This is a genomic window from Zoogloea sp. JDB1, assembly GCF_056724025.1.
Window position 1 is genome coordinate 902564 of the sequence record NZ_CM161496.1, and the last position, 26985, is coordinate 929548.

29 protein-coding genes are annotated in these 26985 nt (G+C 60.6%); 16 read left to right on the forward strand and 13 right to left on the reverse strand.

Annotation, left to right across the window (positions count from 1 at the left end; genetic code table 11):
- Nucleotides 1–111: 111 nt before the first annotated feature.
- Nucleotides 112–1917, reverse strand: coding sequence for a type IV pilus assembly ATPase TfpB (gene tfpB / locus AC1PPK_RS03945; protein ID WP_481116551.1), 1806 nt, complete (start codon nt 1915–1917; stop codon nt 112–114).
- Between the two features lie 469 nt (nt 1918–2386).
- Between tfpB and AC1PPK_RS03950 the strand changes: the two genes are divergently transcribed.
- The 3 genes from AC1PPK_RS03950 to AC1PPK_RS03960 all read left to right on the forward strand — a co-directional run bounded on the left by AC1PPK_RS03950 (nt 2387) and on the right by AC1PPK_RS03960 (nt 3833).
- Nucleotides 2387–2659 (forward strand): ComEA family DNA-binding protein, encoded by a 273-nt coding sequence (locus tag AC1PPK_RS03950; RefSeq protein WP_481116552.1) that lies wholly within the window; start codon nt 2387–2389, stop codon nt 2657–2659.
- An 89-nt stretch (nt 2660–2748) separates the two neighbouring features.
- Nucleotides 2749–2973: a hypothetical protein gene (locus AC1PPK_RS03955; protein ID WP_481116553.1), complete on the forward strand. Its 225-nt coding sequence runs from the start codon at nt 2749–2751 to the stop codon at nt 2971–2973.
- Nucleotides 2974–2996: 23 nt separating this feature from the next.
- Nucleotides 2997–3833 carry a CPBP family intramembrane glutamic endopeptidase gene (locus AC1PPK_RS03960; protein ID WP_481116554.1) on the forward strand — a complete coding sequence of 279 codons (837 nt, stop codon included), beginning with the start codon at nt 2997–2999 and terminating at the stop codon, nt 3831–3833.
- Between the two features lie 7 nt (nt 3834–3840).
- Here AC1PPK_RS03960 and AC1PPK_RS03965 read toward each other — a convergent pair whose 3' ends face one another.
- The 4 genes from AC1PPK_RS03965 to AC1PPK_RS03980 form a co-directional block, all read right to left on the reverse strand.
- Nucleotides 3841–4974: a pyridoxal-phosphate-dependent aminotransferase family protein gene (locus AC1PPK_RS03965; RefSeq protein WP_481116555.1), complete on the reverse strand. Its 1134-nt coding sequence runs from the start codon at nt 4972–4974 to the stop codon at nt 3841–3843.
- 42 nt (nt 4975–5016) lie between these two features.
- Nucleotides 5017–5490 carry an SRPBCC family protein gene (locus AC1PPK_RS03970; RefSeq protein WP_481116556.1) on the reverse strand — a complete coding sequence of 158 codons (474 nt, stop codon included), beginning with the start codon at nt 5488–5490 and terminating at the stop codon, nt 5017–5019.
- Between the two features lie 29 nt (nt 5491–5519).
- On the reverse strand, nt 5520–6425 hold the full coding sequence (locus AC1PPK_RS03975; RefSeq protein ID WP_481116557.1) for a DMT family transporter: 906 nt from the start codon (nt 6423–6425) through the stop codon (nt 5520–5522).
- Nucleotides 6426–6785: 360 nt separating this feature from the next.
- A complete protein-coding gene (locus AC1PPK_RS03980; RefSeq protein ID WP_481116558.1) occupies nt 6786–7055 on the reverse strand; it encodes a hypothetical protein in 270 nt (89 codons plus the stop codon).
- Between the two features lie 168 nt (nt 7056–7223).
- On the opposite strand from AC1PPK_RS03980, the gene earP reads away from it, so the two are divergent.
- From earP to AC1PPK_RS04000, 4 genes are all read left to right on the forward strand, one after another.
- Nucleotides 7224–8507, forward strand: a complete 1284-nt coding sequence (earP, locus tag AC1PPK_RS03985; RefSeq protein WP_481116559.1) for an elongation factor P maturation arginine rhamnosyltransferase EarP — start codon at nt 7224–7226, stop codon at nt 8505–8507.
- 54 nt (nt 8508–8561) lie between these two features.
- Nucleotides 8562–9122 carry an elongation factor P gene (gene efp / locus AC1PPK_RS03990; RefSeq protein ID WP_374480639.1) on the forward strand — a complete coding sequence of 187 codons (561 nt, stop codon included), beginning with the start codon at nt 8562–8564 and terminating at the stop codon, nt 9120–9122.
- Nucleotides 9123–9191: 69 nt separating this feature from the next.
- Nucleotides 9192–9737: a YaeQ family protein gene (locus AC1PPK_RS03995; RefSeq protein ID WP_481116560.1), complete on the forward strand. Its 546-nt coding sequence runs from the start codon at nt 9192–9194 to the stop codon at nt 9735–9737.
- A gap of 111 nt (nt 9738–9848) precedes the next feature.
- Nucleotides 9849–10565: a superoxide dismutase gene (locus tag AC1PPK_RS04000; protein ID WP_481116561.1), complete on the forward strand. Its 717-nt coding sequence runs from the start codon at nt 9849–9851 to the stop codon at nt 10563–10565.
- A gap of 64 nt (nt 10566–10629) precedes the next feature.
- On the opposite strand, the gene AC1PPK_RS04005 is transcribed toward AC1PPK_RS04000, so the two are convergent.
- The 6 genes from AC1PPK_RS04005 to AC1PPK_RS04030 form a co-directional block, all read right to left on the reverse strand.
- The gene (locus AC1PPK_RS04005) at nt 10630–12084 is read right to left on the reverse strand and encodes a radical SAM protein (protein ID WP_481116562.1); all 1455 of its coding nucleotides are present in this window, start codon (nt 12082–12084) and stop codon (nt 10630–10632) included.
- Nucleotides 12050–12814 carry a prolipoprotein diacylglyceryl transferase gene (locus AC1PPK_RS04010; protein WP_481116563.1) on the reverse strand — a complete coding sequence of 255 codons (765 nt, stop codon included), beginning with the start codon at nt 12812–12814 and terminating at the stop codon, nt 12050–12052. The genes AC1PPK_RS04005 and AC1PPK_RS04010 overlap by 35 nt, the downstream gene beginning before the upstream one ends.
- A gap of 247 nt (nt 12815–13061) precedes the next feature.
- Nucleotides 13062–14987, reverse strand: a complete 1926-nt coding sequence (locus tag AC1PPK_RS04015) for an MFS transporter (protein WP_481116564.1) — start codon at nt 14985–14987, stop codon at nt 13062–13064.
- A 91-nt stretch (nt 14988–15078) separates the two neighbouring features.
- Nucleotides 15079–15849 carry a rhombotarget lipoprotein gene (gene rhlP, locus AC1PPK_RS04020; protein WP_481116565.1) on the reverse strand — a complete coding sequence of 257 codons (771 nt, stop codon included), beginning with the start codon at nt 15847–15849 and terminating at the stop codon, nt 15079–15081.
- Nucleotides 15850–15874: 25 nt separating this feature from the next.
- Nucleotides 15875–18013 (reverse strand): bifunctional acyl-ACP--phospholipid O-acyltransferase/long-chain-fatty-acid--ACP ligase, encoded by a 2139-nt coding sequence (aas, locus tag AC1PPK_RS04025; protein ID WP_481116566.1) that lies wholly within the window; start codon nt 18011–18013, stop codon nt 15875–15877.
- A 15-nt stretch (nt 18014–18028) separates the two neighbouring features.
- Nucleotides 18029–18340: an ArsR/SmtB family transcription factor gene (locus AC1PPK_RS04030; RefSeq protein ID WP_481116567.1), complete on the reverse strand. Its 312-nt coding sequence runs from the start codon at nt 18338–18340 to the stop codon at nt 18029–18031.
- A 186-nt stretch (nt 18341–18526) separates the two neighbouring features.
- On the opposite strand from AC1PPK_RS04030, the gene AC1PPK_RS04035 reads away from it, so the two are divergent.
- The 9 genes from AC1PPK_RS04035 to AC1PPK_RS04075 all read left to right on the forward strand — a co-directional run bounded on the left by AC1PPK_RS04035 (nt 18527) and on the right by AC1PPK_RS04075 (nt 25407).
- Nucleotides 18527–18868 (forward strand): ATP synthase subunit I, encoded by a 342-nt coding sequence (locus tag AC1PPK_RS04035; RefSeq protein WP_481116568.1) that lies wholly within the window; start codon nt 18527–18529, stop codon nt 18866–18868.
- Nucleotides 18869–18870: 2 nt separating this feature from the next.
- Nucleotides 18871–19713, forward strand: coding sequence for a F0F1 ATP synthase subunit A (atpB, locus tag AC1PPK_RS04040; RefSeq protein ID WP_481116569.1), 843 nt, complete (start codon nt 18871–18873; stop codon nt 19711–19713).
- A 71-nt stretch (nt 19714–19784) separates the two neighbouring features.
- Entirely contained in the window at nt 19785–20030 is a 246-nt protein-coding gene (atpE, locus tag AC1PPK_RS04045) for a F0F1 ATP synthase subunit C (protein ID WP_079434620.1), read from the forward strand.
- Nucleotides 20031–20065: 35 nt separating this feature from the next.
- Nucleotides 20066–20539, forward strand: coding sequence for a F0F1 ATP synthase subunit B (locus AC1PPK_RS04050; protein WP_481116570.1), 474 nt, complete (start codon nt 20066–20068; stop codon nt 20537–20539).
- A gap of 3 nt (nt 20540–20542) precedes the next feature.
- Nucleotides 20543–21079: a F0F1 ATP synthase subunit delta gene (locus AC1PPK_RS04055; protein WP_481116571.1), complete on the forward strand. Its 537-nt coding sequence runs from the start codon at nt 20543–20545 to the stop codon at nt 21077–21079.
- A gap of 11 nt (nt 21080–21090) precedes the next feature.
- Entirely contained in the window at nt 21091–22629 is a 1539-nt protein-coding gene (gene atpA / locus AC1PPK_RS04060) for a F0F1 ATP synthase subunit alpha (protein ID WP_481116572.1), read from the forward strand.
- Between the two features lie 21 nt (nt 22630–22650).
- Nucleotides 22651–23520, forward strand: coding sequence for a F0F1 ATP synthase subunit gamma (gene atpG, locus AC1PPK_RS04065; protein ID WP_481116573.1), 870 nt, complete (start codon nt 22651–22653; stop codon nt 23518–23520).
- A gap of 27 nt (nt 23521–23547) precedes the next feature.
- Entirely contained in the window at nt 23548–24924 is a 1377-nt protein-coding gene (gene atpD / locus AC1PPK_RS04070; protein WP_481116574.1) for a F0F1 ATP synthase subunit beta, read from the forward strand.
- Nucleotides 24925–24981: 57 nt separating this feature from the next.
- The gene (locus AC1PPK_RS04075; protein ID WP_481116575.1) at nt 24982–25407 is read left to right on the forward strand and encodes a F0F1 ATP synthase subunit epsilon; all 426 of its coding nucleotides are present in this window, start codon (nt 24982–24984) and stop codon (nt 25405–25407) included.
- Between the two features lie 145 nt (nt 25408–25552).
- Here AC1PPK_RS04075 and AC1PPK_RS04080 read toward each other — a convergent pair whose 3' ends face one another.
- Nucleotides 25553–26143, reverse strand: a complete 591-nt coding sequence (locus tag AC1PPK_RS04080) for a ubiquinone biosynthesis accessory factor UbiJ (protein WP_481116576.1) — start codon at nt 26141–26143, stop codon at nt 25553–25555.
- A gap of 100 nt (nt 26144–26243) precedes the next feature.
- Nucleotides 26244–26981: a bifunctional demethylmenaquinone methyltransferase/2-methoxy-6-polyprenyl-1,4-benzoquinol methylase UbiE gene (ubiE, locus tag AC1PPK_RS04085; protein WP_481118180.1), complete on the reverse strand. Its 738-nt coding sequence runs from the start codon at nt 26979–26981 to the stop codon at nt 26244–26246.
- Nucleotides 26982–26985 lie beyond the last annotated feature (4 nt).

The following is a 26985-nucleotide window of genomic DNA, read 5'->3' on the forward strand; positions in this document are numbered from 1 at the left end:
AAATCACTGCGCTGAGACAGGCAAGTCCCTCGCGGGGACGAAATCATTCATCCCCAGCCAACAAAACCCATCCAAAGGCGGAAGCACTCCCCTCCGCGATGGGTTGCTGGCTCAGTGCCCCTGGTCGGTCTCTGCCGGCGGCGCGACTTTGACGACTTCTTCCAGCGTGGTGATGCCGGCCGCCACCTTGAGAGCGCCGGACAGGCGCAACGGCCGCATACCCTCGCGGATCGCCAGGTCACGGATCTTCGCCAGATCCACCTCCTTGCCAATCACCTTGCGGATCTCCGGCGACATCAGCAGGATCTCGTAGAGGCCGATACGGCCCATGTAGCCTGTCATGCGGCATTCGATGCAGCCCACCGCCCGGTGGATGCGGGCCGGCCGCGTGGCCTTCCATGGCGTGACGAGGTGATCCCAGATGGCCTCCTCCTCGGGCGTCATCGGCTGGGCCTCCTTGCAGTGGGGGCACAGCACGCGCACCAGGCGCTGGGCCATGATGCCGAGCAGGGTCGCGTTGAGCAGATAAGCCGGCGCCCCCAGATCGAGCAGGCGGGTCACTGCTGACGGCGCATCGTTGGTGTGTAGTGTGGAGAGCACCAGATGCCCGGTCAGCGCAGCCTGGATCGCCATTTCGGTCGTTTCCAGGTCACGGATCTCGCCGACCATGATGATGTCCGGATCCTGCCGCATCAGCGCCCGGACGCCTTCCGCAAAACCCAGGTCGATGGCCTGATGGACCTGCATCTGGTTGAAGCTCGACTCGACCATCTCGATCGGATCCTCGATCGTGCAGACATTCACCTCCGGCGTGGCGAGTTGCTTGAGCGTCGAGTAAAGGGTCGTGGTCTTGCCCGAACCGGTCGGACCAGTCACCAGAATGATGCCGTGGGGCTGGCTCGAAATGGACTGCCAGCGGGCCTGGTCGGCATCCGAGAAACCCAGCTCCGCCATGTTGCGCACCAGCACGTCGGGATCGAAGATCCGCATCACCAGCTTTTCGCCGAAGGCGGTGGGCAGCGTGGACAGGCGCAGCTCGACCTCCTTGCCGCTGGTCACCCGGGTTTTCACCCGGCCGTCCTGGGGCCGGCGCTTCTCCACCACGTCCATGCGGCCGAGGATCTTGATGCGGCTGGTCACGGCCGCCAGCACGCTCATCGGCATCTGATAGACCTGGTGCAGCACCCCGTCGATGCGGAAGCGCACCAGCCCCATCTCGCGCCGGGGTTCGATGTGGATGTCGCTGGCCCGCTGTTCGAAGGCGTACTGCCACAGCCAGTCCACGATATTCACGATGTGGCGGTCGTTGGCATCGTACTGGCGATTGACCTGCCCCAGCTCCACCAGCTGCTCGAAGGACGAACCGCTTCCGTGGCCGCTGCTCTGGGCCGCCTTCTTGACCGAGCGGGCCAGGTTGTAGAACTCGACGAGATAGCGCGCCACGTCAGCCGGGTTGGCGATGACGCGGCGGATCTCCTTCTTCAGAATGCCGGCAACTTCCCTCTCCCATTCCCGCAGGAAAGGCTGGGTCGTCGCCACCACCACTTCACGCAGCCCCACCTCCAGCGGCAGCACGCCGAAGCGGGTCGCGTAGGCCGAGGACATCACCGCGGTGACCGCCGCGAAATCGATCTTCAACGGGTCGATGCGCATGTAATCGAGCCCGACCCGGCTGGCCAGCCATTCGCTCAGCACCTCCAGGCTCAAAACCTGATGAGGAGCCGCTCTTGCGGCCCATTTCTGGCCAGCCACGACCACCAGGGGATGCACCTCGGCGGCCTTCTTCGCCTGGGCAATGCGTAGCGTATCGGCATCGGCAGAATCGACGAGTTGATCGCCGACCAGCATGTCGAGCACTTCGGCAAGGGTCAGTCTGTGTTCGGAAACGGCGGCCGCAGCAGCTGAATATCGGGACATGGGCTACGTAACATGGGCAGGACGACCGCGGAAAGCAGCCCCTGACCACCGGAAATCGGATGCGACCCAAGCATAAAGGCATATCCCCGCCACAGCCAGAGATTTGCACGCTTTTACGCCCCGGCCCGGCAGCGTTTACCAGCCCCGGTAACCGCGATCGTAACCCTGCTCATAACCTCTTTGATAACCCGGACCGTAGCCACGGTAGGGTCCTGGCCCGTCGTAGTGATGGTAGCGGCCGTAGCCCGGACCAGCCGGAACGACGACACAGCCCCCCAGCAGGGCAGCAAGAAGAATGCTGCAGACAAGACTTTTTTTCATGGCAGAGCTCCAGGAATCGGTTGATGTCCTCCCTTAACGCATGAGGTGCTCGTTTGGTTGGTAGCAAACAGTCTCCAAATGTTGCCGCCCCATTGATGACAATGGTATTGTTCTGCAAAATAACAATGTCATCAACAAGGAGACCCACATGAAGCACATCCTGTCCTTCCTCGGCCTGTCCCTCGCCGGAATCCACCTTGCGCTGGCCGCCGTCAATATCAACACCGCCAACCAGAGCGAACTCGACGGCGTCAAGGGCATCGGCCCCTCCAAGGCCCAGGCGATCATCGATTACCGGACCAAGAACGGCCCCTTCAAGAGCCTCGACGACCTGAAGAACGTGAAGGGTTTCGGCGACAAGAGCATCGCCAAGCTGAAGGGCGAATTGAGCGTCAACGGTGGAGATAGCGCCAAAAAGTGAGTTTTTGACGGCGGAAGGCATGACGAACACGACAAATGGCGGTAGTGTTGATCACCATCTCCATTTTTCCGGATCCCCTGGAGCCCGCCATGCCTTCCGCATTCATCTCCCGCCTCGTCATCGTGCCGATGGCACTTCTGCTGGCCGCCTGCGGCGTCTCCGACACAGGTACAGCCGCTGTCACCGCCGCCCAACTCAAAGCCCGCGAAGCCGAACAAGCCCAGGCGGCGAAAGCTCAGATCGAACAACAACTGGAAGCTGCCAACCGGCAAGCCGAGGAACAACGCAAGCAGATCGACGCCGCAACCCGCTAGCAAGCCAATGAAATAAAAAGAACTTGCCGGAAATAAGCTTCATTCTTCTGGGCGCAGCCATACTGGCCGTATGGTGGCCTGTCCGTACGTCCATCGCCCCCTGGGCCGTTCTTTCCACTCTTGCACTGAGTTTCGCCCTGGCCGGCGGAACCGTGGCTCCGGTCGCATTGCCCGGCCTGGCACTCCTGCTATTGGCCAGCCATGCCTCCGTCCACTACCTGCCGAAGGCCGGCCCTTGGGCGGCCGGTGTCCTTGCATTGATCCTGGCGCTGCACGTCTGGCCGGGATTTCACCCGATGACCATCGTCGCCAACGTCGTACTGAGCCCCGGCACACGCGCCTTCACCCTCAGTGCCGGTTTCGACAAAGCGGCCGCCGGGCTCATACTATTGGCATTCTTCGGTCAACGCATCAAATCAGGACTTGAACTCCGTCGAATTAGCGTCTTAGTGCTGACATTTTCGGCATTTGCTTCAATTTCGACGCTGGGACTCGCATGGCTGACGGAATTCGTCCGCCCGGATCCAAAATGGCCAGCCTTCGCCGAAAGTTTCCTGGCGATCAACTTGTTGTTTACCTGCATCGCTGAAGAATGCTTCTTTCGTGGGTTGATCCAGGAAAAACTGCACCAATACTTCAGCCTGCAGGGAAAACTCATCCCAGTAATGCTGTCGGCGCTATTGTTCGGCGCCGCCCATCTGCCTGGTGGAGTGCAATACGCGACGCTCGCCGTTATCGCCGGCCTCTCCTACGCCTGGGCGTATGCACACACAAGGCGCATAGAAGCGGCAATTTTCGCGCATTTTGTCGTCAATTCGACGCATTTTCTGGGTTTCAGCTACCCAGGCCTGGGTAGCTGAAACCGCGTCACCGCCGGAGCACCGCCTCCAGCGCCTCCAGGCATAGCGCGATATTGGCAGGACGGCTGGAATGCCCCATCAGACCAATACGCCATACCTTGCCGGCCAGAACCCCCAGCCCGGCTCCGATCTCCAGCCCGAATTCGGTGAGCAGGCGATGGCGCGCAGCCGCTTCATCAATGCCTTCCGGAACCCACACCGTGTTGAGCTGCGGCAAACGTGCTTCCTCGCGGACAACGAAGCGCAAACCGAGCGCCTCCAGCCCGGCGCGCAGGCGCAGATGGTTGTCCCGATGGCGTTGCCAGACGTTTTCCAACCCCTCTTCGGCCACCAGCACCAGCGATTCGTGCAGGCCGTAGAGCGGATTGACCGGTGCCGTGTGGTGATAAGTCCGTTTCGCGCCGCTCCAATAGCCCAGCACGAGGCTCAAATCCTGGAACCAGCTCTGGCAGGAGGTCTTGCGGTTGCGAATCCTCTCTACCGCCGCGACGGAAAAACTGACCGGAGAGAGGCCTGGAGCGCTCGACAGGCATTTCTGGCTGCCCGAATAGGCCGCATCGATGCCCCATTCGTCGAGCAGTACCGGCACGCCAGCGAGGGACGTGACGCAGTCCATGATCGTCAGCGCACCGAAACGGCGAGCAATCGCCGCTAGCGCCGCCGCATCGGACAACGCACCGGTCGAGGTTTCTGCGTGGACAAAGGCCAGCAGTGCCGCATCGGGATTGGCTCGGAAGGCATCCTCGACCTTGTCCGGATCCACTGCTTCGCCCCACGGATCCTCAACGATCACCGGGACACCGCCGATCCGGCGGACGTTTTCAGCCATGCGCTGGCCAAAAACACCATTGATGCAGACGATGACCTTGTCGCCAGGAGCGACCAGATTGACGAAACAGCTTTCCATACCCACCGAACCCGGTGCCGACAGGGGAAAAGTCAGCTCATTTTCGGTCTGAAAAACGTAACGCAGCAGGCTTTTCAGCTCGTCCATCATGCCGACAAACGCTGGATCGAGATGGCCTATGGTCGGCCGCGCCAGCGCGGCGAGCACCCGCGACGGCACATCCGACGGCCCGGGCCCCATCAACGTGCGGACCGGTGCTTGGAAAGAACGGATTTCGGGACTTGCGACCTTCATGGTTTCTCCTGAAGACAGTCTGAAATACCGCAGGCAGGCCTGCTACTGAGGCCGCCCGTTGGCAGCAATCATGCGGATGATGCGCACCGTATCCACGTCCGATTCCCGGTACGCCGACTTGACGAATTCGGACACCTGCACCACTTCGCCCTCGGCAGCGTTCTCAGAGAGAGTCGTCTCGTACGTGAAACGGAGAAAAATTCTCGTTGAATCAGGGGTTTCGAGCCTGATCGTAAGCGTGCCACCGGCATGTTCGGCGGTCGCCCGCGATTCGAAGCACATCCACTCCTGCGCACGATAGGTGACCGTGTCGCGGATGCTGGCCTGCCCGAAGTGGAGAACCCGTTCCACCTGGCTCTCGCTGCGCGACAGGATCTCGCAACGGTCCAGCCCCGGCAGGAAGATCCCTGGCTCTTCGACCCGATACATCAGGCCGGTCCACACCTGCTCGACGCTCAGCGACTCGATGAGCGGGTTGAGGGGATTGTTGATCTCGATGAGATGTTCGAAATGCAAGAAATGGCTCCCTAAGTTCGTCGCGCAGTTTAGCGTCGATTGAAACCAGTCGTCAGCCAGATGCCAGCAAGAATCATCGCTATTCCGAGCAGATGGTACAGCTGCGGCACTTCGCTGAGAAAAATGGCGGCCAGGATCGTGCTGAAAACTGGCATCAGGTGGATGAACAGGCCGCCTTTCGCAGCCCCGACCTCGGCAACAGCGCGGTTGTAGAACACGTAACCGAGAAAAGCCGGAAAGACTCCCGTGTAGACGATGCCGGCGAACGCCATCGGCACTGGATGCAGAACCGCTCCCGTAGCCAGTTCACGCCACGCAAACGGCAGCAGGATCACCAGGCCGATCGCCGTCAGCGCCGCCAGCAGGGCCATCGGATGCACACCGGGGGGACGCCAGCGCAGGCCCAGGGTGTACAAAGCCCAGGACAGTACCGCCGCCAACATCCATACATCCCCGACATTCAGGCTCAATCCGGCCAGGATTGCCGGATCACCGTGGCTGACGATGGTCAGCACGCCACAGAAAGAGACACCGACACCAAAAAGCTCGAGTCCCTTTGCCCGATGACCGAAAAACCAGGAAATCGCGATGATCGCGATCGGGATGAAGGAATTCAGCAGCGCCGCATTGGTAGCCGTGGTATGGGCAAGGGCGATGTAGGCCAGCGTGTTGTAGGCACCAACCCCCAGTGTGCCCAGGACCACAAGCACCATCCATTGCCGCAGATCCAGCCCCGTCAACGTCTGCCGGTGCGGCCAGGCAAAGGGCAGAGTCAGCAGGAAGGCCAGGATCCAGCGCCCGACAGCCAGGGAAAACGGCGGGACCAAGTCCCGCATTCCCCGTCCAACCACCATGTTGCCCGACCAGAACAGGACAGTAAGCGTCAGCAGGAGGTAAGGATGGCCAAGAAAACGTGGGCTGCGATGATCGGACACGAAAACGGTTTCTGGATGCGTTGACGCGGATTATCAGCGAGAACCGTCCACTCGGACATGACGATTGCTGTGCTGCCAAACGGGGTTTGCTTGGGTGTGGCTCCTGCGGTTCAGCTTGGTGTTTTATTCTTAGTTTTTCTTTATATATATAAGACTATGTTAATGGTACACCGCCATTTTCTGTGGATAACCCAATAAAACCTTTAGGATTCAAAAATTTGAATCATGTAAAAGGTTCTGGAGAACCGCAGTAACAGTGCGGGGACAGATTGGGGAGGAAAATTCCGTTTCCCGTGGATCCGTGGCTTGTCCACATTTTTTGCGACTGTTTACCGTCCGCTTGTGCACAGGAAGCGGCTTTCAGAGAGTTTCCGTTAGCGGATACTTGCGGGAAAAGTAGCTGTAGGCCTTGTCCAGGTGGCGTCGGCGTAGAAAGTCGAACTGTTTCTCGGCGATGGACAGCTGGTCTAGGAACATCTGGTGCACCAGATAGAGCCCTTGTGGGGTCTTCAACAATTCCCTGGCAAGTCCATGAGCCTGATCGTCGGAGAGTCCGGTCGCGTCGCGTACGACTTGTACGGTTTCCCAGTCCACTTCGATGAAGTCCAGCAAGTCGGTGATCGAAAGCATGGAGATTCCTTTGCGCTCGCCGTGGCTCGTTTGGCACGGGCTCAGGTTGGTAGAGATTGTTGACTGTTTTTCTTTATATATAAGTACTGTTTACGTTTACGCTGCGCGCATTTCTGTGGATAACACAGAAAAATCATTTCTTATCAAAGTTTTGATGCGTTGATAAGGATGTCGGAAAGCGACTGCATAGTGTGTGGGAGGATTGTTGAGGAAATTTTGCCTCGCCGCAGAAAGCAGCTTTGTGCACAATCTGTCCGCCTGTCCACCCCCGATTTGTCCCCAGTTTTGTCGAAACGTTCGCCTTCTTCCGCTCCCGCTGCACCCACCAAGGGCATCTGGGATGTGTTTTGTCCGGTTGTAGATAATTTCGGCGATATCGGCGTGTGCTGGCGCTTATCCCGGCAACTGGCAACGGAGTACCGGGTTGCTGTGCGCCTGTGGGTAGATGACCTGAAGGTCGCCCGCCGACTGATTCCCCAACTCGATGTGCTTGCCGTCAGCCAACAGATTGATGGTGTGGAAATTCGTCACTGGAGTGCTCCGTTGCCGGACATCGAACCTGGTGAGGTGGTGATTTCGGCTTTTGCAGGCAATCTTCCCGACGCTTTCCTCCAGGCGATGGCCGGTCGCGCTCCGAAACCGGTGTGGATAAATCTCGAGTACCTCAGTGCCGAGGATTGGGTTGACGACTGCCATGGTCTGCCGTCACCGCATCCGCAACTTCCCCTCACTCAGTTTTTTTTCTTTCCCGGCTTGGGGGCGAATTCGGGGGGATTCATACGCGAGGCTGATTATTCGGCGCGCCGGACGGCTTTTGTGCCGGCTGCTTTCCTGGCCGCGCCTGATCTGCCGGAACGTCGCCAGAATGAGCTTCGTATTTCCTTGTTCTCCTATGAAAACAAGGGATTGGGAGAAATTATAAAGGCTTGGTCAGCTGGGGATGTGCCCGTTACGTGCCTGGTTCCGGAAGGGAGGATCTTGCCCGAACTGGCCGCCGAATTCGGCGTAAGTGGCTTGCGTGCCGGTGATCAGCTGCTGCGCGGCCAGCTTGTCGTGCGTGTCCTGCCCTTCGTCGAGCAGTGGAAATATGACGAATTGCTGTGGGCGTGCGATCTCAATTTCGTGCGTGGAGAGGATTCCTTCGTGCGCGCCCAGTGGGCCGAGATCCCTTTCGTATGGCAGATCTACGTGCAGGAGGAGGATGCGCACCTGGAAAAATTGCGGGCTTTCCTGGCACGCTACCAGAAAGGACTCGATCCGGAGCTTGCCAGTGCGTTGTCCGATTTCTGGCTGGCCTGGAATCGGGGGGAAGGCGTGGCGGCAGCCTGGCCCGCGTTTCGGGCGGCGTTACCAGCTCTCAAGACCCACGCAATCGCGTGGGCGGCACATCTGCAGGAGGGCGGGGATCTCGCCGCGCGGCTGGTGCAATTCTGTAAACTTAAGTTAGAATAATAAGTTACCGTTTATCCGTGGCACGTGCCGCGCAATTTGCAAGCAGGAAATAGCATGAAAACCGCAATGGAACTCCGCTCCGGCAACGTGATCATGGTGGGCAGCGACGCCCTCGTGGTGCAAAAGGCCGAGTACAACAAGTCCGGCCGTAACGCCGCTGTCGTCAAGATGAAGCTCAAGAACCTGCTCACCGGTGCGCCGTCCGAGTCGGTTTACAAGGCTGATGACAAGTTCGAAGTCGTCGTTCTCGATCGCAAGGAAGTCACCTACTCCTACTTCGCCGATCCGATGTACGTTTTCATGGACGCCGAGTACGAACAGTACGAAGTTGAAGCCGAAAACATGACCGACGCGCTGAAGTACCTGATCGACGGCATGCCCTGTGAAGTGGTGTTCTTCAACGGCAAGGCCATCTCCGTGGAACTGCCGACCAGCGTCGTGCGTGAAGTGGAATACACCGAGCCCGCCGTCAAGGGCGACACCTCCGGCAAGGTCCTGAAGCCTGCCCGTATCGCTCCGAGCGGTTTCGAACTGTCCGTGCCCGCTTTCGTGGAAATCGGCGACAAGATCGAAATCGACACCCGTACCGACGAATACCGCAACCGCGTCAAGTAAGTCGCGGCTGGCCCGGTCCGGCAAAAGGCCACCGTCAGGTGGCCTTTCGTTTTTTTCCGAACAAGCTCCATGGCCCTCAAATCCACCATTTTTCGTGCCACATTGAATGTTTCCGACCTGGATCGGGGCCATTTTGGCGAGCATGTACTGACCCTTGCTCGTCATCCATCCGAAACCGATGAGAGGATGATGGTGCGCGTGCTGGCTTTTGCGCTGAATGCGGACGAGCGGCTTGAATTCGGACGGGGGATTTCCTCCGACGACGAGCCGGCCCTGTGGCGCAAGGACGATACGGGGCGCGTCCTGGACTGGATCGAAGTTGGTCTGCCGGACGAACGCCTGTTGCGTCGCGCGGCCGGCCGGGCCGATCAGGTCACGGTGCTCGCCTATGGTGGCCGTACGGTGGATATCTGGTGGCAGAAGGACGCGGCAACGCTGTCCAAACTGGCGAATCTGAAGGTGCTGGCGCTGGCTCAGGAGGAATCGAAGGCGCTTGCCGCACTGGCAGCGCGAAGCATGGAATTGAGTTGCACGATCCAGGACGGGCAGCTGTGGTTCTCGGTCGGAGAGACCACTTTGACGTTCAACCCGCGCTGTATTTACCCAGCGGGATAGGCCCCCGGGTATTGCAACGAGGATGACAAAAGCGTGCCGGAATGCGAATAATGCGCACACCGGCCTTCAGCCTCGGGGGTCGGACAGATAAATCCCGACAGGAGAGTCCGCATGCATTCCCCACTGCTTTTCCCGTCCGAGCAGGCCACCAGTCGCCGCCAGTTCCTGGGTACTTCCCTTGGTTTGCTGGCTGCGGCTTCCTTGGGCAGTCTGACCCGCCCAGCTCAGGCCGCCAGCCCCATCGTCCTGCCTGCGCTGCCCTACGCGGAAAATGCCCTCAATCCGGTCATCAGCGTCAATACCATCGGCTTCCACTACGGCAAGCACCACAAGGCCTATGTGGATAACCTCAACAAGCTGATCGCCGGTTCCGATCTGGCCGATCTGCCCCTCGAGAAGATCATCGCTGCAGTGGTTGGCAAGGCTGACAAGACGGCGATCTTCAACAATGCCGCGCAAACCTGGAACCACACCTTCTACTGGCACAGCCTGCGTCCGAACGGCGGTGGTGAACCGCCCGCAGTGCTGAAGCAGCGGATCGAAGCGTCGTTCGGCAGCGTGGATGGGCTGAAGAAGGAGCTCGCCACGGCGGCTACCGGTCAGTTCGGCAGCGGCTGGGCCTGGCTGGTGGCCGACGGCGACAAACTGAAGGTGGTCAAAACCAGCAACGCCGATGTGCCGCTGACCGCCGGGTTGAAGCCGCTGCTGACCCTCGATGTGTGGGAGCACGCGTACTACCTGGATTACCAGAATCGCCGTGCCGACTACGTGAGCGCGGTGCTCGACAAGCTGATCAACTGGGAATTCGCGCTCAAGAACCTAGGCTGATTGCTTTGGAAAACGCCCTGTTGCGGTGCTTTGGACGCTGTAACAGGGGTTTTGCCACCGTGGTTCAGTCGGGTGTTGTGTCTGGTTCGGCGTGCTGACGCCGCTGTTGTGTATCAGCAGCAATTTCAGTACGGATCTGTGCCAGATGCTGGGCCCGATCACCCCGATAGAACAGGTTGTAGGCTTCGAAGGGAATCATGCGTCCATCCGGCTGCACCATGTGTACGCAGGATTTCTTCAGTGCCCGCAGGTCCAGGTTGGCGGCATCCATGAACTGCACGATCAGCACGCGGAAGACGTTTTCGTAGCCCAGCTGGGGCGCATCGATCTTTGGCAGGCAGCACAGCAGATCGGACAGGCAGCGGGCGCCTGATTCCGGCGAGTGATTGGTGGAAAAGAGCCGGAACAGCTGCGCCTTGATGGCCGGATCGCGCTCGAAAACGATGGTGTTGGCGGGGCCCGCCAGCAGCGCTTCCGGACCGAGGAAGCGGGTTAGCGGATGGATTTCGCTACCCCGCTTGAGGGCGTAGCCCATGGCCAGGGTGTCCGGGTTGCAGGGAACCGGCACGATGTCGTCCAGGCTGAATAGCCCGGATTGTTCAGCGATGCGGCGGCGGATCTCGCTGAGGGTCAGGCGGTGCGCGCCGGCACTGAAGCCGTCGTTGCGGCCGGCATTCTGGATCGGCTGTAGCGTGACGCCGCGTACGCAGCGTCGGGTCAATGCGTAGCGGATGATGTCGCCGATCTCGTCGTCGTTGACGCCCTTTTTCAGCGTCATCACCAGGGTTGTGGACACGTTGTTGTGATCGAGGGCGTCCAGAGCTTGCTCGCGGATGCGCCGCAGGTCGGCACCGCGCAAGTCCTGCAGTGCGTTGGCACGCAGCGAGTCGAACTGCAGGTAGATCTCGGTCCCCGGTTTGTATTCGGCCAGCCGGGCGGCAAATTCCGGCTCCTGAGCCAGACGGATGCCGTTGGTGTTCACCATCAGGTGGCGGATCGGCCGGGCTTTGGCGGCGTCGAGGATGGCGAAGAAATCCGGATGGAGTGTCGGTTCGCCGCCGGAAAGCTGCACGACGTCCGGTTCGCCCTCGTTGCGGACCACGGCGTCCAGCATGGCTTCGATGACGGCCAGCGGGCGGTGGCTCAGGCGCTCGGGGCCGGAGCCGGCGTAACACACTGGGCAGCGCAGGTTGCAGTGATCGGTCACTTCCAGCACCGTCAGGCAGGAGTGCTGCATGTGGTCGGGGCACAGGCCACAGTCGTAGGGGCAGCCGAACTCCATGCGTGTCGAGAAATTCTCGGGCATTTCCGGTGCCTTCACGTAAATCTCGCGACCAAGTCTGTAATAGTCGGCATCGTCGGCGATCAGTACGCGTTCGGTACCGTGGGCTGGGCACCATTTCTCCAGGAATACCTGCTCCTCCTTGATCAGAATCTTGGCTTCGACGCGACGCAGGCACTGGGAACACACCGACGCGGTGGTGTCATGGAACAGGTAGGGACGGTTCTTGCGCGACATGGAGGCGACGCCACTGGCGGAGAGTGAGGGGAAGATAGACGATGAGCGCTACCGCACAGATCCACTGGATGCCGGATAGTCCGCCCGGCCACGGGAAGGGGATGGGCTTGAGTGCATCGATTCCCAGCCGCCACGCCAGATAGGCGGACAGCATCAGCTTGAAGCGCAATCCGCTGGAGGCCGCCAAAGACGGAGTGGCCTGGTGCAGAAGCAGCGCGAGCACGCCGGCAAAGGCGATTTCGTAGAGCTGGGTAGGATGGCGTGGAATGTCGTCGCCGAAGTCGATCGCCCACGGCAGGGAGGTCGGCACGCCATAGGTGCCGTCATTGAGGCCGGCGAGGAAGCAGCCGATCCGGCCGATCGCCAGTCCGAGGAGGATTGGCATCACATAGGCGTCGCCGGTGGAGGTCCGGATTCCAGCCCATTTCTTGGCGATTTCGGTGCTGATCAGGCCACCGAGCAGCCCGCCGACCATCGATTGCCCGGCCAGCAGCAGGCGCCAGCCGTTGGTTTCATGGAGCAGATGGGGCATTTCGGCCCAGAAAACCAGCTTGTTGCCGATCGCAGCGCCGAGCAGGCAGGCGCACAAGACCAGAAAGCGGGGGCCGCGCAGGGCGCTGTCGGTGGTCCGTTGCCGCCGGGAGCGGAAGAACAACTGGCTTCCGGCGGCCAGGCCCAGGGCCTCGAAGACCGCATGGACGGCATGTGCGGTCGCCGGGTCGGTGATCACGAGGCGCGATCGGCTGGTGGGGGGGTCCGTCCTCGTCCTCAGTGTCGTTCCGATTGAGGAGGGATTTCCAGACAAGCCAGGCCGGCCAGCTGAAAAGGAGGATCGAAACCAGCCCGATGCCGGCCATTACCGGTTCGTTGGTGCCGAGGACGACACAAACGCCGCCGGCGAAGACGGCCAGCAGCAGGACGATCAGGACGGCGATCTTGATCAGCGCGATGACGATCTTCACTGGGCATTCATCCTTTCATCTCCCGTCGCCGCGGAGCTCCGCCACGGCGGCCTGCAGACTAGTGGTGCTTATTGCCGCGGCCGCGAGAGGCGCCCCGGCAATCAGTTCGATGCGGCTGAACAGGCCCCGCCGCAGCGGGCGCGGCAGCGCTGTTCCGTCCTTGCGGGAGAACATGCTACCCCACAGACCGCGCAGCGCCAGCGGGACCACCGGTACGGGATTGGCCTCAAGGATACGGGTGATGCCCGGGCGGAAGGGGGACAGTTCGCCGTCGGCAGTGATCCTTCCCTCAGGGAACAGACATACCAGCTCACCGGCGTCCAGCGCCCGTGAGACTTCCAAGTAGGCGGTGTCGAGCATGGCCGGGTCTTCCTTCGCCGGGGCGATGGGAATGGCGCGACCGTGGCGGAACACGAAGGACAGCAGCGGCCAGCGGAAGATGCGGTGATCCATCACGAAACGGATCGGGCGGCGGCAGGCGGCGGCGATGATCAATGCGTCCACGTAGCTGACGTGATTGCAGACGATCAACGCTGGACCTTCTTCGGGGATCCGCTCGATGCCGTCGGTGCGCAGGCGATAAACGGTGTGTACCAGCAGCCAGACGATGAAGCGCAGCAGGAATTCCGGCACCAGCTTGTAGATGTAGATTGCCACCGCAGCATTCATCAGCGCGGCCACACCGAACAGGGTCGGGATGGACAGGCCCGCGCTGAGCATGCTGCCGGCGCCCAGCGCTCCAGCCACCATGAACAGGGCATTGACGATGTTGTTGGCGGCGATCACCCGCGCCCGCTGAGTGGGGGCGGAGCGGGTCTGCATCATCGCGTAGAGGGGCACGATGAAGAAGCCGCCGAAAACTCCGAGCATCATCAGGGCCAGCAGCACGTGGACGGTTCCTGCTTGGCTCAGAACCGCGCTGACTGGCAGCGGCGCACCGGTGGGCAGCACAGAGGGAGAGGCCAGGGCCAGGTCGAGGCCGAAGAGCGTCAGGCCGATGGAGCCGAAAGGCACGAGGCCGATTTCCACGTGGCCGCCGGAGAGCTTCTCGCACAGCAGGGAGCCCAGGCCGATTCCTACCGTGAAGGTGGCGAGCAGCAGCGTGACGGTGCCCTCGCCACCGCCGAGAATCGATTTAGCATAGGTAGGGAACTGGGCGAGAAACAGCGCGCCGTAAAGCCAGAACCAGGAGATCCCCATGATTGCCAGGAAAACCGTGCGGTTCTGCCGCGCGAAGCCGATGTTGCGCCAGGTTTCGGTAAGTGGGTTGGGATTGACGTGCAGCTCCGGATCGGGGGCTGGCGCGGGAGGAACGCCGCGACTGGTCAGGTAGCCGGCGATGGCAACCACCAGTCCACCACCAGCGATCCACAATTCGCCGTGCTCGGCGGAGGCCAGCAGGCCGCCGACCAGGGTGCCGACCAGGATCGCCACGAAGGTTCCGGCTTCGACCAGCGCATTGCCGCCGACCAGTTCATCCTCGTGCAGGTGCTGGGGCAACAGCGCGTACTTGACCGGCCCGAACAGCGTCGAGTGGCAGCCGAGCAGGAACAGCGCGCCGAACAGCACCGGCAGGCTGTGCAGCAGGAAACCCGTCAGTGCGACCAGCATGATCGCGATTTCCAGCACCTTGACCAGCCGGGTCAGGTAGCCCTTGTCGTACTTGTCGGCCAGTTGGCCAGCGCTGGCCGAGAACAGGAAGAACGGCAGGATGAAGATGCCAGCGGCCAGGTTGGCCAGCAGCGCCGGCGCGATGCTTGTCCAGTTGGCGGCCTGGAAAGTCAGCAGCACGACGAGGGCATTCTTGAACAGGTTGTCGTTGAAGGCGCCGAGGAACTGGGTCAGGAAGAAAGGCAGAAAGCGCTTTTCCTTCAGCAGGCCGAACTGGGAGTGCGGCTGGCTGGTGCTTTGGGACGAAGGACGATCCGGCTGTGAGCTCATGCTTGGGTCCGATCGGGGAATGGAGGGATTTCGACGCATCCGGCCCCGCGATGGCGGGTACTGGTGGGTAATGATGGAGACTATTGGCGGGTCATGGCCTGGATGTTTCGGCCGCTTCCGTTGAGCCCGCGCCGACAATGATTCGTGCTGCTTTTTCCATCCGGATGCGGGTGCGGAAGTTCTCGAGCTGGGCATCGAGGCGGGGCAGTAGATCGTCTACGGCCAGCCGGAAGCCCTCCGCCCGGGCCTGTCGTGCATTTTCGGACAGGATGGCCTGCGGTGCCGTGCCCTTGACCTGGCTGGTACCGGGGGCCCGGAACAGCAGGCTGCGGCTGGAGACATCGATAACCGAGGCATCCACCAGCGTATTGACGTCGTACTGGTTGCCGTTGATCAGGTAGGAGCCGACGATGGTCCAGTACAGCAGCGAGAGACGGTTGGTGTCGGTGAATTGGATCTGGTCATAGGACAGCAGGGCGACCACATCCACGTTGAACATCCGGGCGGCTTGTTCCAGATTGCCGAAGCCGCCGCGGGAGCGCAGGTAGTTGGATGGAATGGTCTCGATCTTGGCGATGTAGGGGCGGTTGGCGAAGGCTGCCTTGACCCGGTCGATGAGTTGGTTGCGGTCGCTTTCGCCTAGGTTGGAGTAATTGTCGCCCGGTACAAAGGCGATGCCGACCCGCAGCGGGAGATGCAGTTCGGGCAGGCTGGGTTTGAGGGTCGGCTTGTCGCCCTGGGGATACAGGTACTCGACGATCGATCCGCGTTCCGTTGAACGGTGCTGGTTGTTGAACCAGGATGCACAGCCGGCAAGTGCGGTGGCCGAAAGCATGATCACAATCCATCGGACGGGTTTCATCGGCGGACTCCTTCAGGTGTTTCGATCAGGCCTGTTCGGCCCATTGTTTCAGGGTGACGTAATCGATCTTTCCGGTACCCAGCAGCGGCAGTGCTTCTACGGCAAGGATCTGGCGTGGCACGGCGATCTCCGGCCAGCCTCCATCCCGCGCTGCGGTCTGTAGGTGTTCGCGGGACAGGTTCCTGTCCGTTGTGTACAGCAGGATGGTCTCGCCGCGAGCTGCGTCAGGCCGGGTCGAGGCAGCATGCTGGGCCGTGGGGGAGCTGCTATTGGCCAGTTTCTCGACGACTTCCAGGGACACCATTTCACCGGCAACCTTGGCAAAACGCTTGATGCGCCCGACGATCTTCACGAAGCCGTCGGTGTCGATATCCACCACGTCACCCGTCTCGTACCAGCCGTCACCGGCTGCCGACGCCGGTGCCTGCAGTACGCCGGGCGCTTCGACACGCAGATAGCCGGACATCAGGTTCGGGCATTTCACGTGCAACATGCCGCCGCCCGGAATGCCGGGAACCGCCACCAGCTTGTGCTGAACGCCGGGCAGAAATTGGCCGACGGTGCCGCTGCGGAAGGCCATCGGCGTATTGACCGCCAGCACCGGGGCCGTCTCGGTGGCGCCGTAGCCTTCGAAGATGCGAATGCCAAATTTCTCGAACCACAGGTCGCGGACCGGAGTTGCCAGCTTTTCAGCGCCGGCGATGACGTAGCGCAGGCGATAGAAATCGTAGGGGTGGGCGAACTTGGCGTAGTTGCCGAGGAAGGTGCTGGTGCCGAGGAGCACGGTGCAGTTGCGGTCGTAGGCCAGTTCCGGAATCACCCGGTAGTGCAGCGGCGACGGATAGAGGAAGACCTTGGCGCCGCTCAACACCGGCAGAAGGGCGCCAGCGGTAAGGCCAAAGGAATGGAACAGCGGCAGCGCATTGAGAATCTTGTCGTCGATCGACAGATCGACGACTGCGCGGATCTGCGCGACATTGGCCAGCAGGGCCCGGTGGGACAGCACGACGCCCTTCGGCTTGCCCTCCGAACCGGACGTGAACAGCACCACCGCGGGATCTTCCGGTGATCCTGCCGGCAAGGCCGCGCGCGGGAAGTGCAGCGCCCACAGCACCAGCCAGAGCTTGTCGCCAAGGCCGATCTTCTCGCGCAGGTCTTCGAGGTAGATCACCCTTACGTCGCGCAGTGCAGCCAGCTTGTCGCCCAGCTTGGCCTGCTCGATGAAGGCACGGGAGGTCACGATGGTACGAATCTGCGCCGCCGTGCAGGCAGTCTGCATGCCCTCTGTGCCGGCCGTATAGTTGAGCATCGCAGCGACACGGCGGTGGGCGGTCAGGCCGAATATCAGTCCGAGGGTGGCGGTGAGATTGGGCAGCAGCAGGCCGACTGCTTCACTCTGCCGGCTTTCCCGTGCCACCAGGCGGCCGAGGGCGAGGGCCATCTTGATCAGGTCGCCGTAGCTGTATTCGATCTGCTTCAGGTCTTCGAGCAGACGGTGCTTGCGTCCCTGGATGTCGGCCGCATCGAGGAGCGTCTCGAAAAGGGTCTGGTCGGGGCGGGTTGCGAAGATCAGTTCCTGCATCAGCTGACGCATGGCTTCGCCAGCCTTGCGCCGGCGCACGCGGGCGGTGGCGCCGTCGGGCATCGGCAAGCGGGTCGTCGGCTGGATGCTCAGCATGATCCGCGGAAACAGCCGCCGCGGCACATGGGATGCGAGGCGCGAGAAGTAGGTGCGGGAGGCGCCGTCGATACGGACCGGCAGGATCGTCGCGCCGGTCTTGGCCGCCACGAAGGCCGGACCATCGTAGGTCTTCATCAGGCTGCCGGTCGTCGTGATGCGCCCTTCCGGGAAGATCACCACCGTTCGCCCGCTCTCGATGAGCCGGATGACCTTCTTCATCGCCATCGGGCTGGTTGGATCGACCGCGAGGTAGTCCACCAGTGACAGCGCAATACGGAAGAACGGATTCTGCGCAATGCCGGTATGGACCACGAAGACCGGATCGAAGGGCAGGAACAGGCCCAACAGCAGGCCGTCGAGGAAGGACTCATGGTTGGCGATGATCAGCAGACGTTCATGTCGCTCTGCCGGAGTGCCGATGAGACGGATGCGGAACAGCAATGCGGCAAGACTGCGAAGGATGGCCTTGATGAACGATCGCATGGTGGTGGGAATGGCTCAGAGGTTGGTGGAGAGGTAGTCCAGCACGGTGCCGAGGGTGTCCTGCAGATAGGCCTTGTTCACATGGAAGTAGATTTCCTTGCCTTCCCGCTCGGCGATAAGTACCCGGGATTCCCGCAAGACCTTCAGGTGGTGGGACACCGTCGAGCGCGCCAGTGTGGACACCTCGGCAATCTGGCCGACATTGAGGCGCTCGCCGGGCTCGAAGGTCAGCAAGATGCGTTGACGGTGTTCGTCGCCAAGTGCGGTGAATACGGCGGATATCTCATGCCATTCCTCGGGAATGGCGAGGGAGTAATTATTTTTCATGTCGACAATAATCGATATGTTTTTGGAATTTGTCAATGGACGAATTCATGAAAAAACATATTCTCCGATCACTCCGAGTGCATGCGGCGGCGGCGCAGCGATTGACTTGGCTGTGGTTAACCCCTATCATTTACATGTTTTTCGTACGGCGGACGGCGCAACACCCGACGTGCCACGCAGAGAACCATGTTAAAAGCGGTATTCCTGCAGATAGGCGCGACGATTCTGGCGGCATTGATCGCCGGAGCATTTTTAGGGGTGCGCGGTGCGTTGTCGGCGGCGTTGGGAGGCGCAGCCTGTGTTCTTCCCAATCTGTTTTTCGCCCTGCGTCTGCACGCTGTTTCCAAGCGTCAGGCAGCGTCGTACCCGCTTGCGTTTTTTGTTGGCGAGTTCTTTAAGATCGCGTCAACCGTAGGATTGTTGGCGACCGTTCGACTCGTGTATCCAGACGTCCATTGGTTGGCGTTGTTTCTCGGGTTGGTCGTGGCGCTGAAGGCGAATTTATTTGCATTTTTGGTGAAGACCTGACCATGAGCACTGGCCACGAAGCACACGCCCCTACCGCGGGTGAATACATTGTCCACCACTTGACCCACTTCAATTCGACTGGTCACGCCCAGAGCGCGATCATCGACTGGAGCGTGTGGAACGTCGATACGCTGTTTTTCTCCATCGGTCTCGGCATCGTCACGCTGCTGATCCTGATCAAGGCCGCCGGTGCCGCCACTTCCGGCGTGCCAGGCCGCTTCCAGGCTGCCATCGAAATCCTCGTCGAAATGGTTGCGGATCAGGCCAAGGGCATCGTGCATAGCGCCGAATCCCGTAAGTTCGTTGCTCCTGTCGCCCTGACCGTGTTCTTCTGGATCTTCCTGATGAACTCCATGGACTTCCTGCCGGTCGATCTGCTGCCCAAGATCTGGGCGCTGATTTCCGGTGACGAGCACGCCTTCCTGCGCGTGGTGCCGACCGCCGACCTGAACGGCACCCTCGGCATGTCCGTTGGCGTGCTGCTGATCTGCCTGTACTACAACATCAAGATCAAGGGTTTCGGCGGCTGGGTGCATGAACTCTTCACTGCCCCCTTCGGCTCCCATCCCCTGCTGTATCCGGTCAATTTCCTGATGCAGATGATCGAATTCCTGGCCAAGACCGTTTCCCACGGCATGCGACTGTTCGGCAACATGTACGCAGGCGAGCTGGTGTTCATGCTGATCGCGCTGATGGGCGGCACCGCCACCGTCTTCGGTTTCCTCGGTCACATCGTTGCCGGCTCCATCTGGGCCGTCTTCCATATCCTGATCGTCGCGCTGCAGGCTTTCATCTTCATGATGCTGACCCTGGTGTATATCGGTCAGGCCCACGAAAGCCACTAAGCAGTCCCGGTTTCAAGTTTCAGTTTGCAGTTTTAGTTTCAATTTAAATCATCTCAACTAAAGGAGTCGTCATGGAACACGTTCTTGGTTTTGTTGCTCTTGCCGCTGGTCTGATCATTGGTCTGGGTGCTATCGGTGCCTGTATCGGTATCGGCATCATGGGTAGCAAGTACCTCGAAGCATCCGCTCGTCAGCCCGAACTGATGAACGCCCTGCAGACCAAGATGTTCCTGCTGGCCGGTCTGATCGACGCTGCGTTCCTGATCGGCGTCGGTATCGCCATGATGTTTGCGTTTGCCAACCCGTTCAAGATCTAAGTTTCGCGGTTCAACCTGACTAAAGGAAGATTACCGTGAATTTGAACGCAACCCTGGTAGCCCAGCTCGTTGTGTTCTTCATTCTGGCGTGGGTCACGATGAAGTTCGTGTGGCCCCCCATTGTGAAGGCACTCGACGAGCGCGCGAAGAAGATCGCCGACGGGCTGGCGGCTGCGGACAAGGCGAAGAGCGAACTCGCTCATGCCGAGAAGAAAGTCGTTGAAGAGCTGCGCAAGGCTCGCGAGTCCGCCACGGACGTGCGTGCCTCTGCTGAAAAGCAGGCTGCTACCTTCCTCGATGAAGCTCGCGCCGAAGCCGCCCGTATTATTGCCCAGGCCCGTGAAGCCGCCGAAGCCGAAGCTGGTGTCGCCGCTCAACGCGCCAAGGAAGCCCTGCGTGATCAGGTCGCCCAACTCGCCGTCGCTGGCGCCGAGAAGATTCTCCGCAAGGAAATCAACGCTCAGGCCCATGCCGATCTGCTGGCCAACCTGAAACAGGAACTTCAATAAGCCATGGCCGAGAACGTCACCATCGCACGCCCCTATGCTGAAGCGGCATTTCAGCTCGCTTCCGCGGGCAACGCGCTGGGGCCTTGGTCGGAAGCACTTGATCGTCTGGCTGCCGTAGCCAGCGATACGCAAATGCGGGATTGCATCGCCGATCCCAAGCTCCTGCCGGAACAACTGGCAGGGCTTTTTCTCGATATCGCCGGTGCCGGACTGTCTGCCGATCAGCAGAACTATGTCCGCGTCCTGGTCGAGAACGAGCGTCTGCAAGTGCTTCCCGAGATCCGTGACCTGTTCGTTGAACTCAAGAACGAACACGAAGGTGTCAAGGAGGCGAACATCACCTCCGCCTTCCCGATGGACGATGCCACGCTGAACGCACTGGTTGCCGACCTTGAAGCCCGCTTCAAGGCCAAGCTCAATGTGACGGTCAGCGTCGACCCCGAATTGATTGGTGGGGTGAAGATCGCCGTTGGGGATGAAGTCATCGACGCCTCGGTCCGCGGCAAGCTCGCGAACATGGCCGCCGCGCTAAAGAACTAGGAGCATAAGCAATGCAACTCAACCCCTCTGAAATCAGTGACCTGATCAAGAGTCGGATTCAGAACCTGCAGCTGTCCGCGAATGCCCGCACCGAGGGTACCGTGGTTTCAGTGACCGACGGTATCTGCCGTATCCACGGCCTCTCCGATGCCATGCAGGGCGAAATGCTGGAATTCCCCGGCAACGTTTTCGGTCTCGCCATGAACCTCGAGCGTGACTCCGTCGGCGCCGTGGTGCTGGGTGAGTACGAAGGCATTTCCGAAGGCGACACCGTCAAGTGCACCGGTCGCATTCTGGAAGTCCCGGTCGGCCCTGAACTGATCGGTCGTGTAGTGAATTCCCTGGGCCAGCCGATCGACGGCAAGGGCCCGATCAACGCCAAGCTGTCCGAGCCGATCGAAAAGGTTGCTCCGGGCGTGATCTGGCGTAAGTCGGTGTCCCAGCCGGTGCAAACCGGCCTGAAGTCGGTTGATGCAATGGTTCCTGTTGGCCGTGGCCAGCGCGAGCTGATCATCGGCGACCGTCAGACCGGTAAGACTGCCGTTGCGGTTGATGCGATCATCAACCAAAAGGGCGAGAACATGGTTTGTATCTACGTTGCGATCGGTCAGAAGGCCTCGACCATTGCCAACGTGGTTCGCAAGCTCGAAGAGCACGGTGCGATGGAATACACCATCGTCGTTGCTGCTACCGCTTCCGAGTCCGCCGCGATGCAGTACATCGCTCCGTACTCCGGCTGCACCATGGGCGAATACTTCCGCGATCGCGGTCAAGATGCCCTGATCGTTTATGACGATCTGACCAAGCAAGCCTGGGCCTACCGTCAGGTGTCCCTGCTGCTGCGTCGTCCCCCCGGCCGTGAAGCCTACCCCGGCGACGTGTTCTACCTGCACTCCCGTCTGCTCGAGCGCGCTGCCCGCGTGTCCGAGGAGTACGTCGAGCAATACACGAAGGGTGAAGTCAAGGGTAAGACCGGTTCTCTGACCGCTCTCCCCGTGATCGAAACCCAGGCCGGCGACGTTTCTGCGTTCGTTCCGACCAACGTGATCTCGATTACCGACGGCCAGATCTTCCTGGAAACCGACCTCTTCAACGCTGGTATCCGTCCCGCCATCAACGCGGGTATCTCGGTGTCCCGCGTGGGTGGTGCCGCCCAGACCAAGATCATCAAGAAGCTCGGCGGCGGTGTGCGTCTGGCCCTTGCCCAGTATCGTGAACTGGCTGCCTTCGCGCAGTTCGCTTCCGACCTGGACGAAGCTACCCGCAAGCAGCTCGAGCGCGGTCGGCTGGTTACGGAACTGATGAAGCAGCAGCAGTACGCTCCGCTGTCGGTTTCCGAAATGGCGATCACCCTGTTCGCCGTGGAAAAGGGCGCTTTCGACGATGTCGAAGTCAAGCGTGCCCTGGCCTGCGAAGCGGCAATGCACCAGTTCGTGAAGACCAAGGCTGCCGATCTGGTTGCCAAGATCGAAGCGACCAAGGATCTCGACGCTGAAGGCAACAAGCAACTCGCTGCCGTCATCGAAGAGTTCAAGAAGAGCTGGGCGTAACGCAGGCATACGGAGAGCGAAATGGCTAGCGGCAAAGAGATCCGTAACAAGATCAAGAGTGTCCAGAACACTAAAAAGATCACCAAGGCCATGGAGATGGTCGCAGCGTCCAAGATGCGTAAGGCTCAGGACCGCATGCGTGCAGCCCGTCCCTATGCCGAGAAGATCCGCCGTCTCGCCGCGAATCTGTCTGCAGCCAACATCACCGACTACAAGCATCCGTTCCTCGTCAAGAAGGACAATGCCAAGCGTGTGGGGCTGATCGTCGTCACGACCGACAAGGGTCTGTGCGGCGGCCTCAACACCAACACTCTGCGTGTCGGGCTGAATGCGCTCAAGGATTGGGAAAGCAAGGGTGTCAGCGACATCCGCGTGACTGCCATCGGCAACAAGGGGCTGGGTTTCATGCAGCGCCTTGGTGCCAAGGTGGTTTCACACGTCACCCAGCTCGGGGATACCCCCCATCTGGAAAAGCTGATCGGACCGGTCAAGGTCATGATCGACGCTTTCCAGAATGGCGAGCTGGATGAAGTGCACATTGTTTACTCCCGCTTCATCAACACGATGAAGCAGGAACCCCAGCTTGAGCAGCTTCTCCCGCTGACCGGTGAGCGTCTCGGTACCCCGGAAGGGACCTGGGACTACCTCTACGAGCCGGATGCGCAGGTGGTGATCGACGAACTCCTGGTGCGCTATGTCGAAGCGCTGGTGTACCAGGCCGTCGCCGAGAACATGGCGTCCGAACAGAGTGCCCGGATGGTGGCGATGAAGGCAGCCTCCGACAACGCAGGGAACGTGATCGGCGAACTGCAACTGGTCTACAACAAGACCCGTCAGGCAGCGATCACCAAGGAACTGTCGGAAATTGTCGGCGGCGCAGCCGCGGTGTAACGGTTTAACAAGTTTGGGGAAACGACGATGAGTCAAGGAACGATCGTTCAATGCATCGGCGCCGTGGTGGATGTGCAGTTCCCGCGCGACGCGATGCCCAAGATTTACGACGCCCTCGAGTTGGCTGGTTCTGAACTGGTTCTCGAAGTTCAGCAGCAGCTCGGTGATGGCGTTGTGCGTACCATTGCGCTGGGGTCTTCGGACGGCCTGCGTCGCGGCATGCAAGTTTCGAATACCGGTAAGGGTATCGCTGTGCCGGTTGGCCACGGCACCCTGGGCCGCATCATGGACGTGCTGGGTCGCCCGATCGATGAAGCCGGCCCGATCCAATGCGACGAGCGCCGCGTTATTCACCAGAAGGCTCCGAAGTTCGACGAGCTCTCTCCCTCCGTGGATCTGCTCGAAACCGGCATCAAGGTTATCGATCTGATCTGTCCGTTCGCCAAGGGCGGTAAGGTGGGTCTGTTCGGTGGTGCCGGTGTGGGCAAGACCGTGAACATGATGGAGCTCATCAACAACATCGCCAAGCAGCACAGCGGTCTGTCAGTGTTTGCCGGCGTGGGCGAGCGTACCCGTGAAGGGAACGACTTTTACCACGAAATGAAGGACTCCAACGTTCTCGACAAGGTTGCGATGGTGTTCGGTCAGATGAACGAACCCCCGGGCAACCGTCTGCGTGTGGCGCTGACCGGTCTGACCATGGCCGAACGTTTCCGTGACGAAGGTCGTGACATCCTGTTCTTCGTGGACAACATCTACCGCTACACCCTGGCCGGTACCGAAGTGTCCGCGCTGCTGGGTCGTATGCCTTCCGCGGTGGGTTACCAGCCGACGCTGGCCGAAGAAATGGGCCGTCTGCAGGAGCGTATCACCTCTACCAAGGTGGGCTCGATCACCTCTATCCAGGCCGTGTATGTGCCTGCGGATGACTTGACCGACCCGTCCCCTGCGACCACCTTCCTCCACCTCGACTCGACCGTCGTGCTGTCTCGTGACATCGCTGCGCTGGGTATCTACCCCGCCGTCGATCCGCTGGACTCCACTTCCCGTCAGCTCGATCCGCTGGTGGTGGGTGAAGAGCACTACGCAACCGCTCGCGGCGTGCAGCAGACCCTTCAGCGTTACAAGGAACTGCGCGACATCATCGCGATCCTGGGGATGGATGAACTGGCTCCGGAAGACAAGCTGCTTGTCGCCCGTGCCCGTAAGATCCAGCGTTTCCTGTCCCAGCCGTTCTTCGTGGCGGAAGTGTTTACCGGTTCCCCCGGCAAGTACGTTCCCCTTAAAGAAACGATCAAGGGCTTCAAGACGATTCTCAGCGGTGAAGTGGACCACCTGCCCGAGCAGGCCTTCTACATGGTCGGCCCGATCGAAGAAGTCTTCGAAAAAGCGAAGACCCTCTGATCAATGCGACCATCGCCCGGCGGCGCCTAGCGTCGTCGGTTTGAGGAGGAAATAGCTATGGCAATGACCATTCACGTCGATATCGTCAGCGCGGAAGAGCAGATCTTCTCCGGTCTGGCCGAATTCGTAGCTCTGCCCGGCGAAGCTGGCGAGCTCGGAATTCTGCCCGGCCACATGCCGCTGATGACCCGGATCAAGCCGGGTGCCGTGCGCGTCAAGGTCCAGAACCAGTCCGAAGAGGAACTAGTTTTTGTGGCCGGCGGCCTGCTGGAAGTCCAGCCCAACCTCGTGACGGTTCTGGCGGATACCGCCATCCGTGGCAAGGATCTGGACGAAGCGAAGGCGCTGGAAGCCAAGCGCCTGGCGGAAGAAGCCTTGCAGAACCAGGGTTCCGCCCTGGAGTATGCCAAGGCCCAGTCCGAACTGGCATCGGCTCTGGCCCAGATCGCGGCAATCAGCAAGCTGAAGAAGCGCGGTCACTGATCGAGACGATCGGTTGCAAAGAGAAGGGGCAGTCCGCAAGGGCTGCCCCTTCTCTTTTCTGCTTGCTATATGGCCGCGGTGGGGGCGAACTCATTCGCCCATGCTGGTATCCGTTGCACCCGGCTCGGTGGCAGGTGCGGGCATTTCAGCGTGCCGTCTGAGGGCGAGCGGATTCGAGTCTGCCCAGACGTTTGTCGAGCCGTGCCAGATCGTCGCGGAGTTCGGCGCTGGCGCTGGCCAGCTCTTCAAGCGCGTGGCGCTTGACCAATACCGGGCGCTCTTCGCTGTAGTATTCGACCAGGTTGTCGACGAAGTTGCGACTCGCCTGGCGCTGCCAGCCGATGATATCCCGCGCTGTTGTCACCGCTCGGTGAGCGGCGATGTCGCCAACCAGTTTGGCCAGGGCCTCCTCGCCGTCCCAGCGGAGTTGCCGGAAGACGAAACCGAGGGTGTCGGCGAAGTCGGCATTGCCGCTGATGCGGATGTCGGCCATCAGTGCGTCCGTGCCACCGGTGATGGCTTTTGGCAGCGTGCCCAGCGGCAGCTCCAGCGTGACATCCGGCTCAATGGCTGTAGCTTCGTTGAAGTAGCCGTCACCGTCCACGCCGAGGGATAGTTCCAGCGGATTCAGGCGAAGCACAGCGACCCGGCTCGCAAATGGTACCAAGCGTTCCCGGGCCCAGGGGGCATCGGCAAGTAGGTGGTTGAGACCGGCAATGGCTGATGAGGCAAGCATCTCCACTCCATCAAGAATTGCGGGGACCCGTGGCCCCCGCGTGATACTGGGTTGCTGCCCCGCGGTGCCAGGAGCCTGTGCCCGAAGCATCGCCAGCAGTTCAGATCTTGTAACCCCGGTGCAGTGCGACAACGCCGGCGGTCATGTTGAAATACTCCACGCGGGCCAGACCAGCCTCTTCCATCAGGGTCTTGAGGGATTCCTGGTCCGGATGCATACGGATGCTTTCGGCCAGATAGCGGTAGCTATCGGCGTCCTTGGCGACTTTTTCGCCCATCAGTGGCAGCAGCTTGAAGGAATAGAAGTCGTAAGCGGGTGCGAGGGGTTTCCAGACCTTGGAGAACTCCAGCACGAGCAGACGGCCACCGGGCTTCAGCACGCGGCGCATCTCTGCAATGGCCTGATCCTTGTGGGTCATGTTGCGCAGGCCGAAGGCCACCGTCACTACGTCGAAGTGATCGTCGGGGAAGGGCAGCTTCTCCGCATCGCACTGGGCGACCGGAAGCAGGAAGCCGCTATCCACGACGCGGTCGCGGCCGCGGGACAGCATGGCGTGGTTGATGTCGGTGAGCCACACCTGTCCGGTCGGTCCGACCTTCTTGGCGAAGGCCAGGGACAGGTCGGCAGTGCCGCCTGCTACGTCGAGCACCCGGTCGCCCTTGCGGACACCGGCGATTTGCACGGTGAAGGTTTTCCACAGGCGGTGCAGGCCGAAGGACATCAGGTCGTTCATCACGTCGTAGCTGCTGGCGACGGAGGAGAAAACGCCGCGGACCTTGCTGGCCTTTTCGGATTCGGCCACTTTCTGGAAGCCGAAGTGGGTGGTCTTGTCGTTCATGATC

What these genes read in the sequence shown, in the direction of transcription:
- AC1PPK_RS03965 (WP_481116555.1), bottom strand. Translation starts at nt 4,974, where the DNA reads ATGAAGGTCGCAAGTCCCGAAATCCGTTCTTTCCAAGCACCGGTCCGC.
- aas (WP_481116566.1), bottom strand. Translation starts at nt 18,013, where the DNA reads ATGCGATCGTTCATCAAGGCCATCCTTCGCAGTCTTGCCGCATTGCTG.
- AC1PPK_RS03950 (WP_481116552.1), top strand. Translation starts at nt 2,387, where the DNA reads ATGAAGCACATCCTGTCCTTCCTCGGCCTGTCCCTCGCCGGAATCCAC.
- earP (WP_481116559.1), top strand. Translation starts at nt 7,224, where the DNA reads ATGTCGGAAAGCGACTGCATAGTGTGTGGGAGGATTGTTGAGGAAATT.
- AC1PPK_RS04075 (WP_481116575.1), top strand. Translation starts at nt 24,982, where the DNA reads ATGGCAATGACCATTCACGTCGATATCGTCAGCGCGGAAGAGCAGATC.
- AC1PPK_RS04015 (WP_481116564.1), bottom strand. Translation starts at nt 14,987, where the DNA reads ATGAGCTCACAGCCGGATCGTCCTTCGTCCCAAAGCACCAGCCAGCCG.
- atpE (WP_079434620.1), top strand. Translation starts at nt 19,785, where the DNA reads ATGGAACACGTTCTTGGTTTTGTTGCTCTTGCCGCTGGTCTGATCATT.
- atpG (WP_481116573.1), top strand. Translation starts at nt 22,651, where the DNA reads ATGGCTAGCGGCAAAGAGATCCGTAACAAGATCAAGAGTGTCCAGAAC.
- AC1PPK_RS04000 (WP_481116561.1), top strand. Translation starts at nt 9,849, where the DNA reads ATGCATTCCCCACTGCTTTTCCCGTCCGAGCAGGCCACCAGTCGCCGC.
- AC1PPK_RS03980 (WP_481116558.1), bottom strand. Translation starts at nt 7,055, where the DNA reads ATGCTTTCGATCACCGACTTGCTGGACTTCATCGAAGTGGACTGGGAA.
- AC1PPK_RS04035 (WP_481116568.1), top strand. Translation starts at nt 18,527, where the DNA reads ATGTTAAAAGCGGTATTCCTGCAGATAGGCGCGACGATTCTGGCGGCA.
- rhlP (WP_481116565.1), bottom strand. Translation starts at nt 15,849, where the DNA reads ATGAAACCCGTCCGATGGATTGTGATCATGCTTTCGGCCACCGCACTT.
- AC1PPK_RS04005 (WP_481116562.1), bottom strand. Translation starts at nt 12,084, where the DNA reads ATGTCGCGCAAGAACCGTCCCTACCTGTTCCATGACACCACCGCGTCG.
- AC1PPK_RS04030 (WP_481116567.1), bottom strand. Translation starts at nt 18,340, where the DNA reads ATGAAAAATAATTACTCCCTCGCCATTCCCGAGGAATGGCATGAGATA.
- AC1PPK_RS03955 (WP_481116553.1), top strand. Translation starts at nt 2,749, where the DNA reads ATGCCTTCCGCATTCATCTCCCGCCTCGTCATCGTGCCGATGGCACTT.
- atpB (WP_481116569.1), top strand. Translation starts at nt 18,871, where the DNA reads ATGAGCACTGGCCACGAAGCACACGCCCCTACCGCGGGTGAATACATT.
- efp (WP_374480639.1), top strand. Translation starts at nt 8,562, where the DNA reads ATGAAAACCGCAATGGAACTCCGCTCCGGCAACGTGATCATGGTGGGC.
- AC1PPK_RS03995 (WP_481116560.1), top strand. Translation starts at nt 9,192, where the DNA reads ATGGCCCTCAAATCCACCATTTTTCGTGCCACATTGAATGTTTCCGAC.
- tfpB (WP_481116551.1), bottom strand. Translation starts at nt 1,917, where the DNA reads ATGTCCCGATATTCAGCTGCTGCGGCCGCCGTTTCCGAACACAGACTG.
- AC1PPK_RS04055 (WP_481116571.1), top strand. Translation starts at nt 20,543, where the DNA reads ATGGCCGAGAACGTCACCATCGCACGCCCCTATGCTGAAGCGGCATTT.
- atpA (WP_481116572.1), top strand. Translation starts at nt 21,091, where the DNA reads ATGCAACTCAACCCCTCTGAAATCAGTGACCTGATCAAGAGTCGGATT.
- atpD (WP_481116574.1), top strand. Translation starts at nt 23,548, where the DNA reads ATGAGTCAAGGAACGATCGTTCAATGCATCGGCGCCGTGGTGGATGTG.
- AC1PPK_RS04080 (WP_481116576.1), bottom strand. Translation starts at nt 26,143, where the DNA reads ATGCTTGCCTCATCAGCCATTGCCGGTCTCAACCACCTACTTGCCGAT.
- ubiE (WP_481118180.1), bottom strand. Translation starts at nt 26,981, where the DNA reads ATGAACGACAAGACCACCCACTTCGGCTTCCAGAAAGTGGCCGAATCC.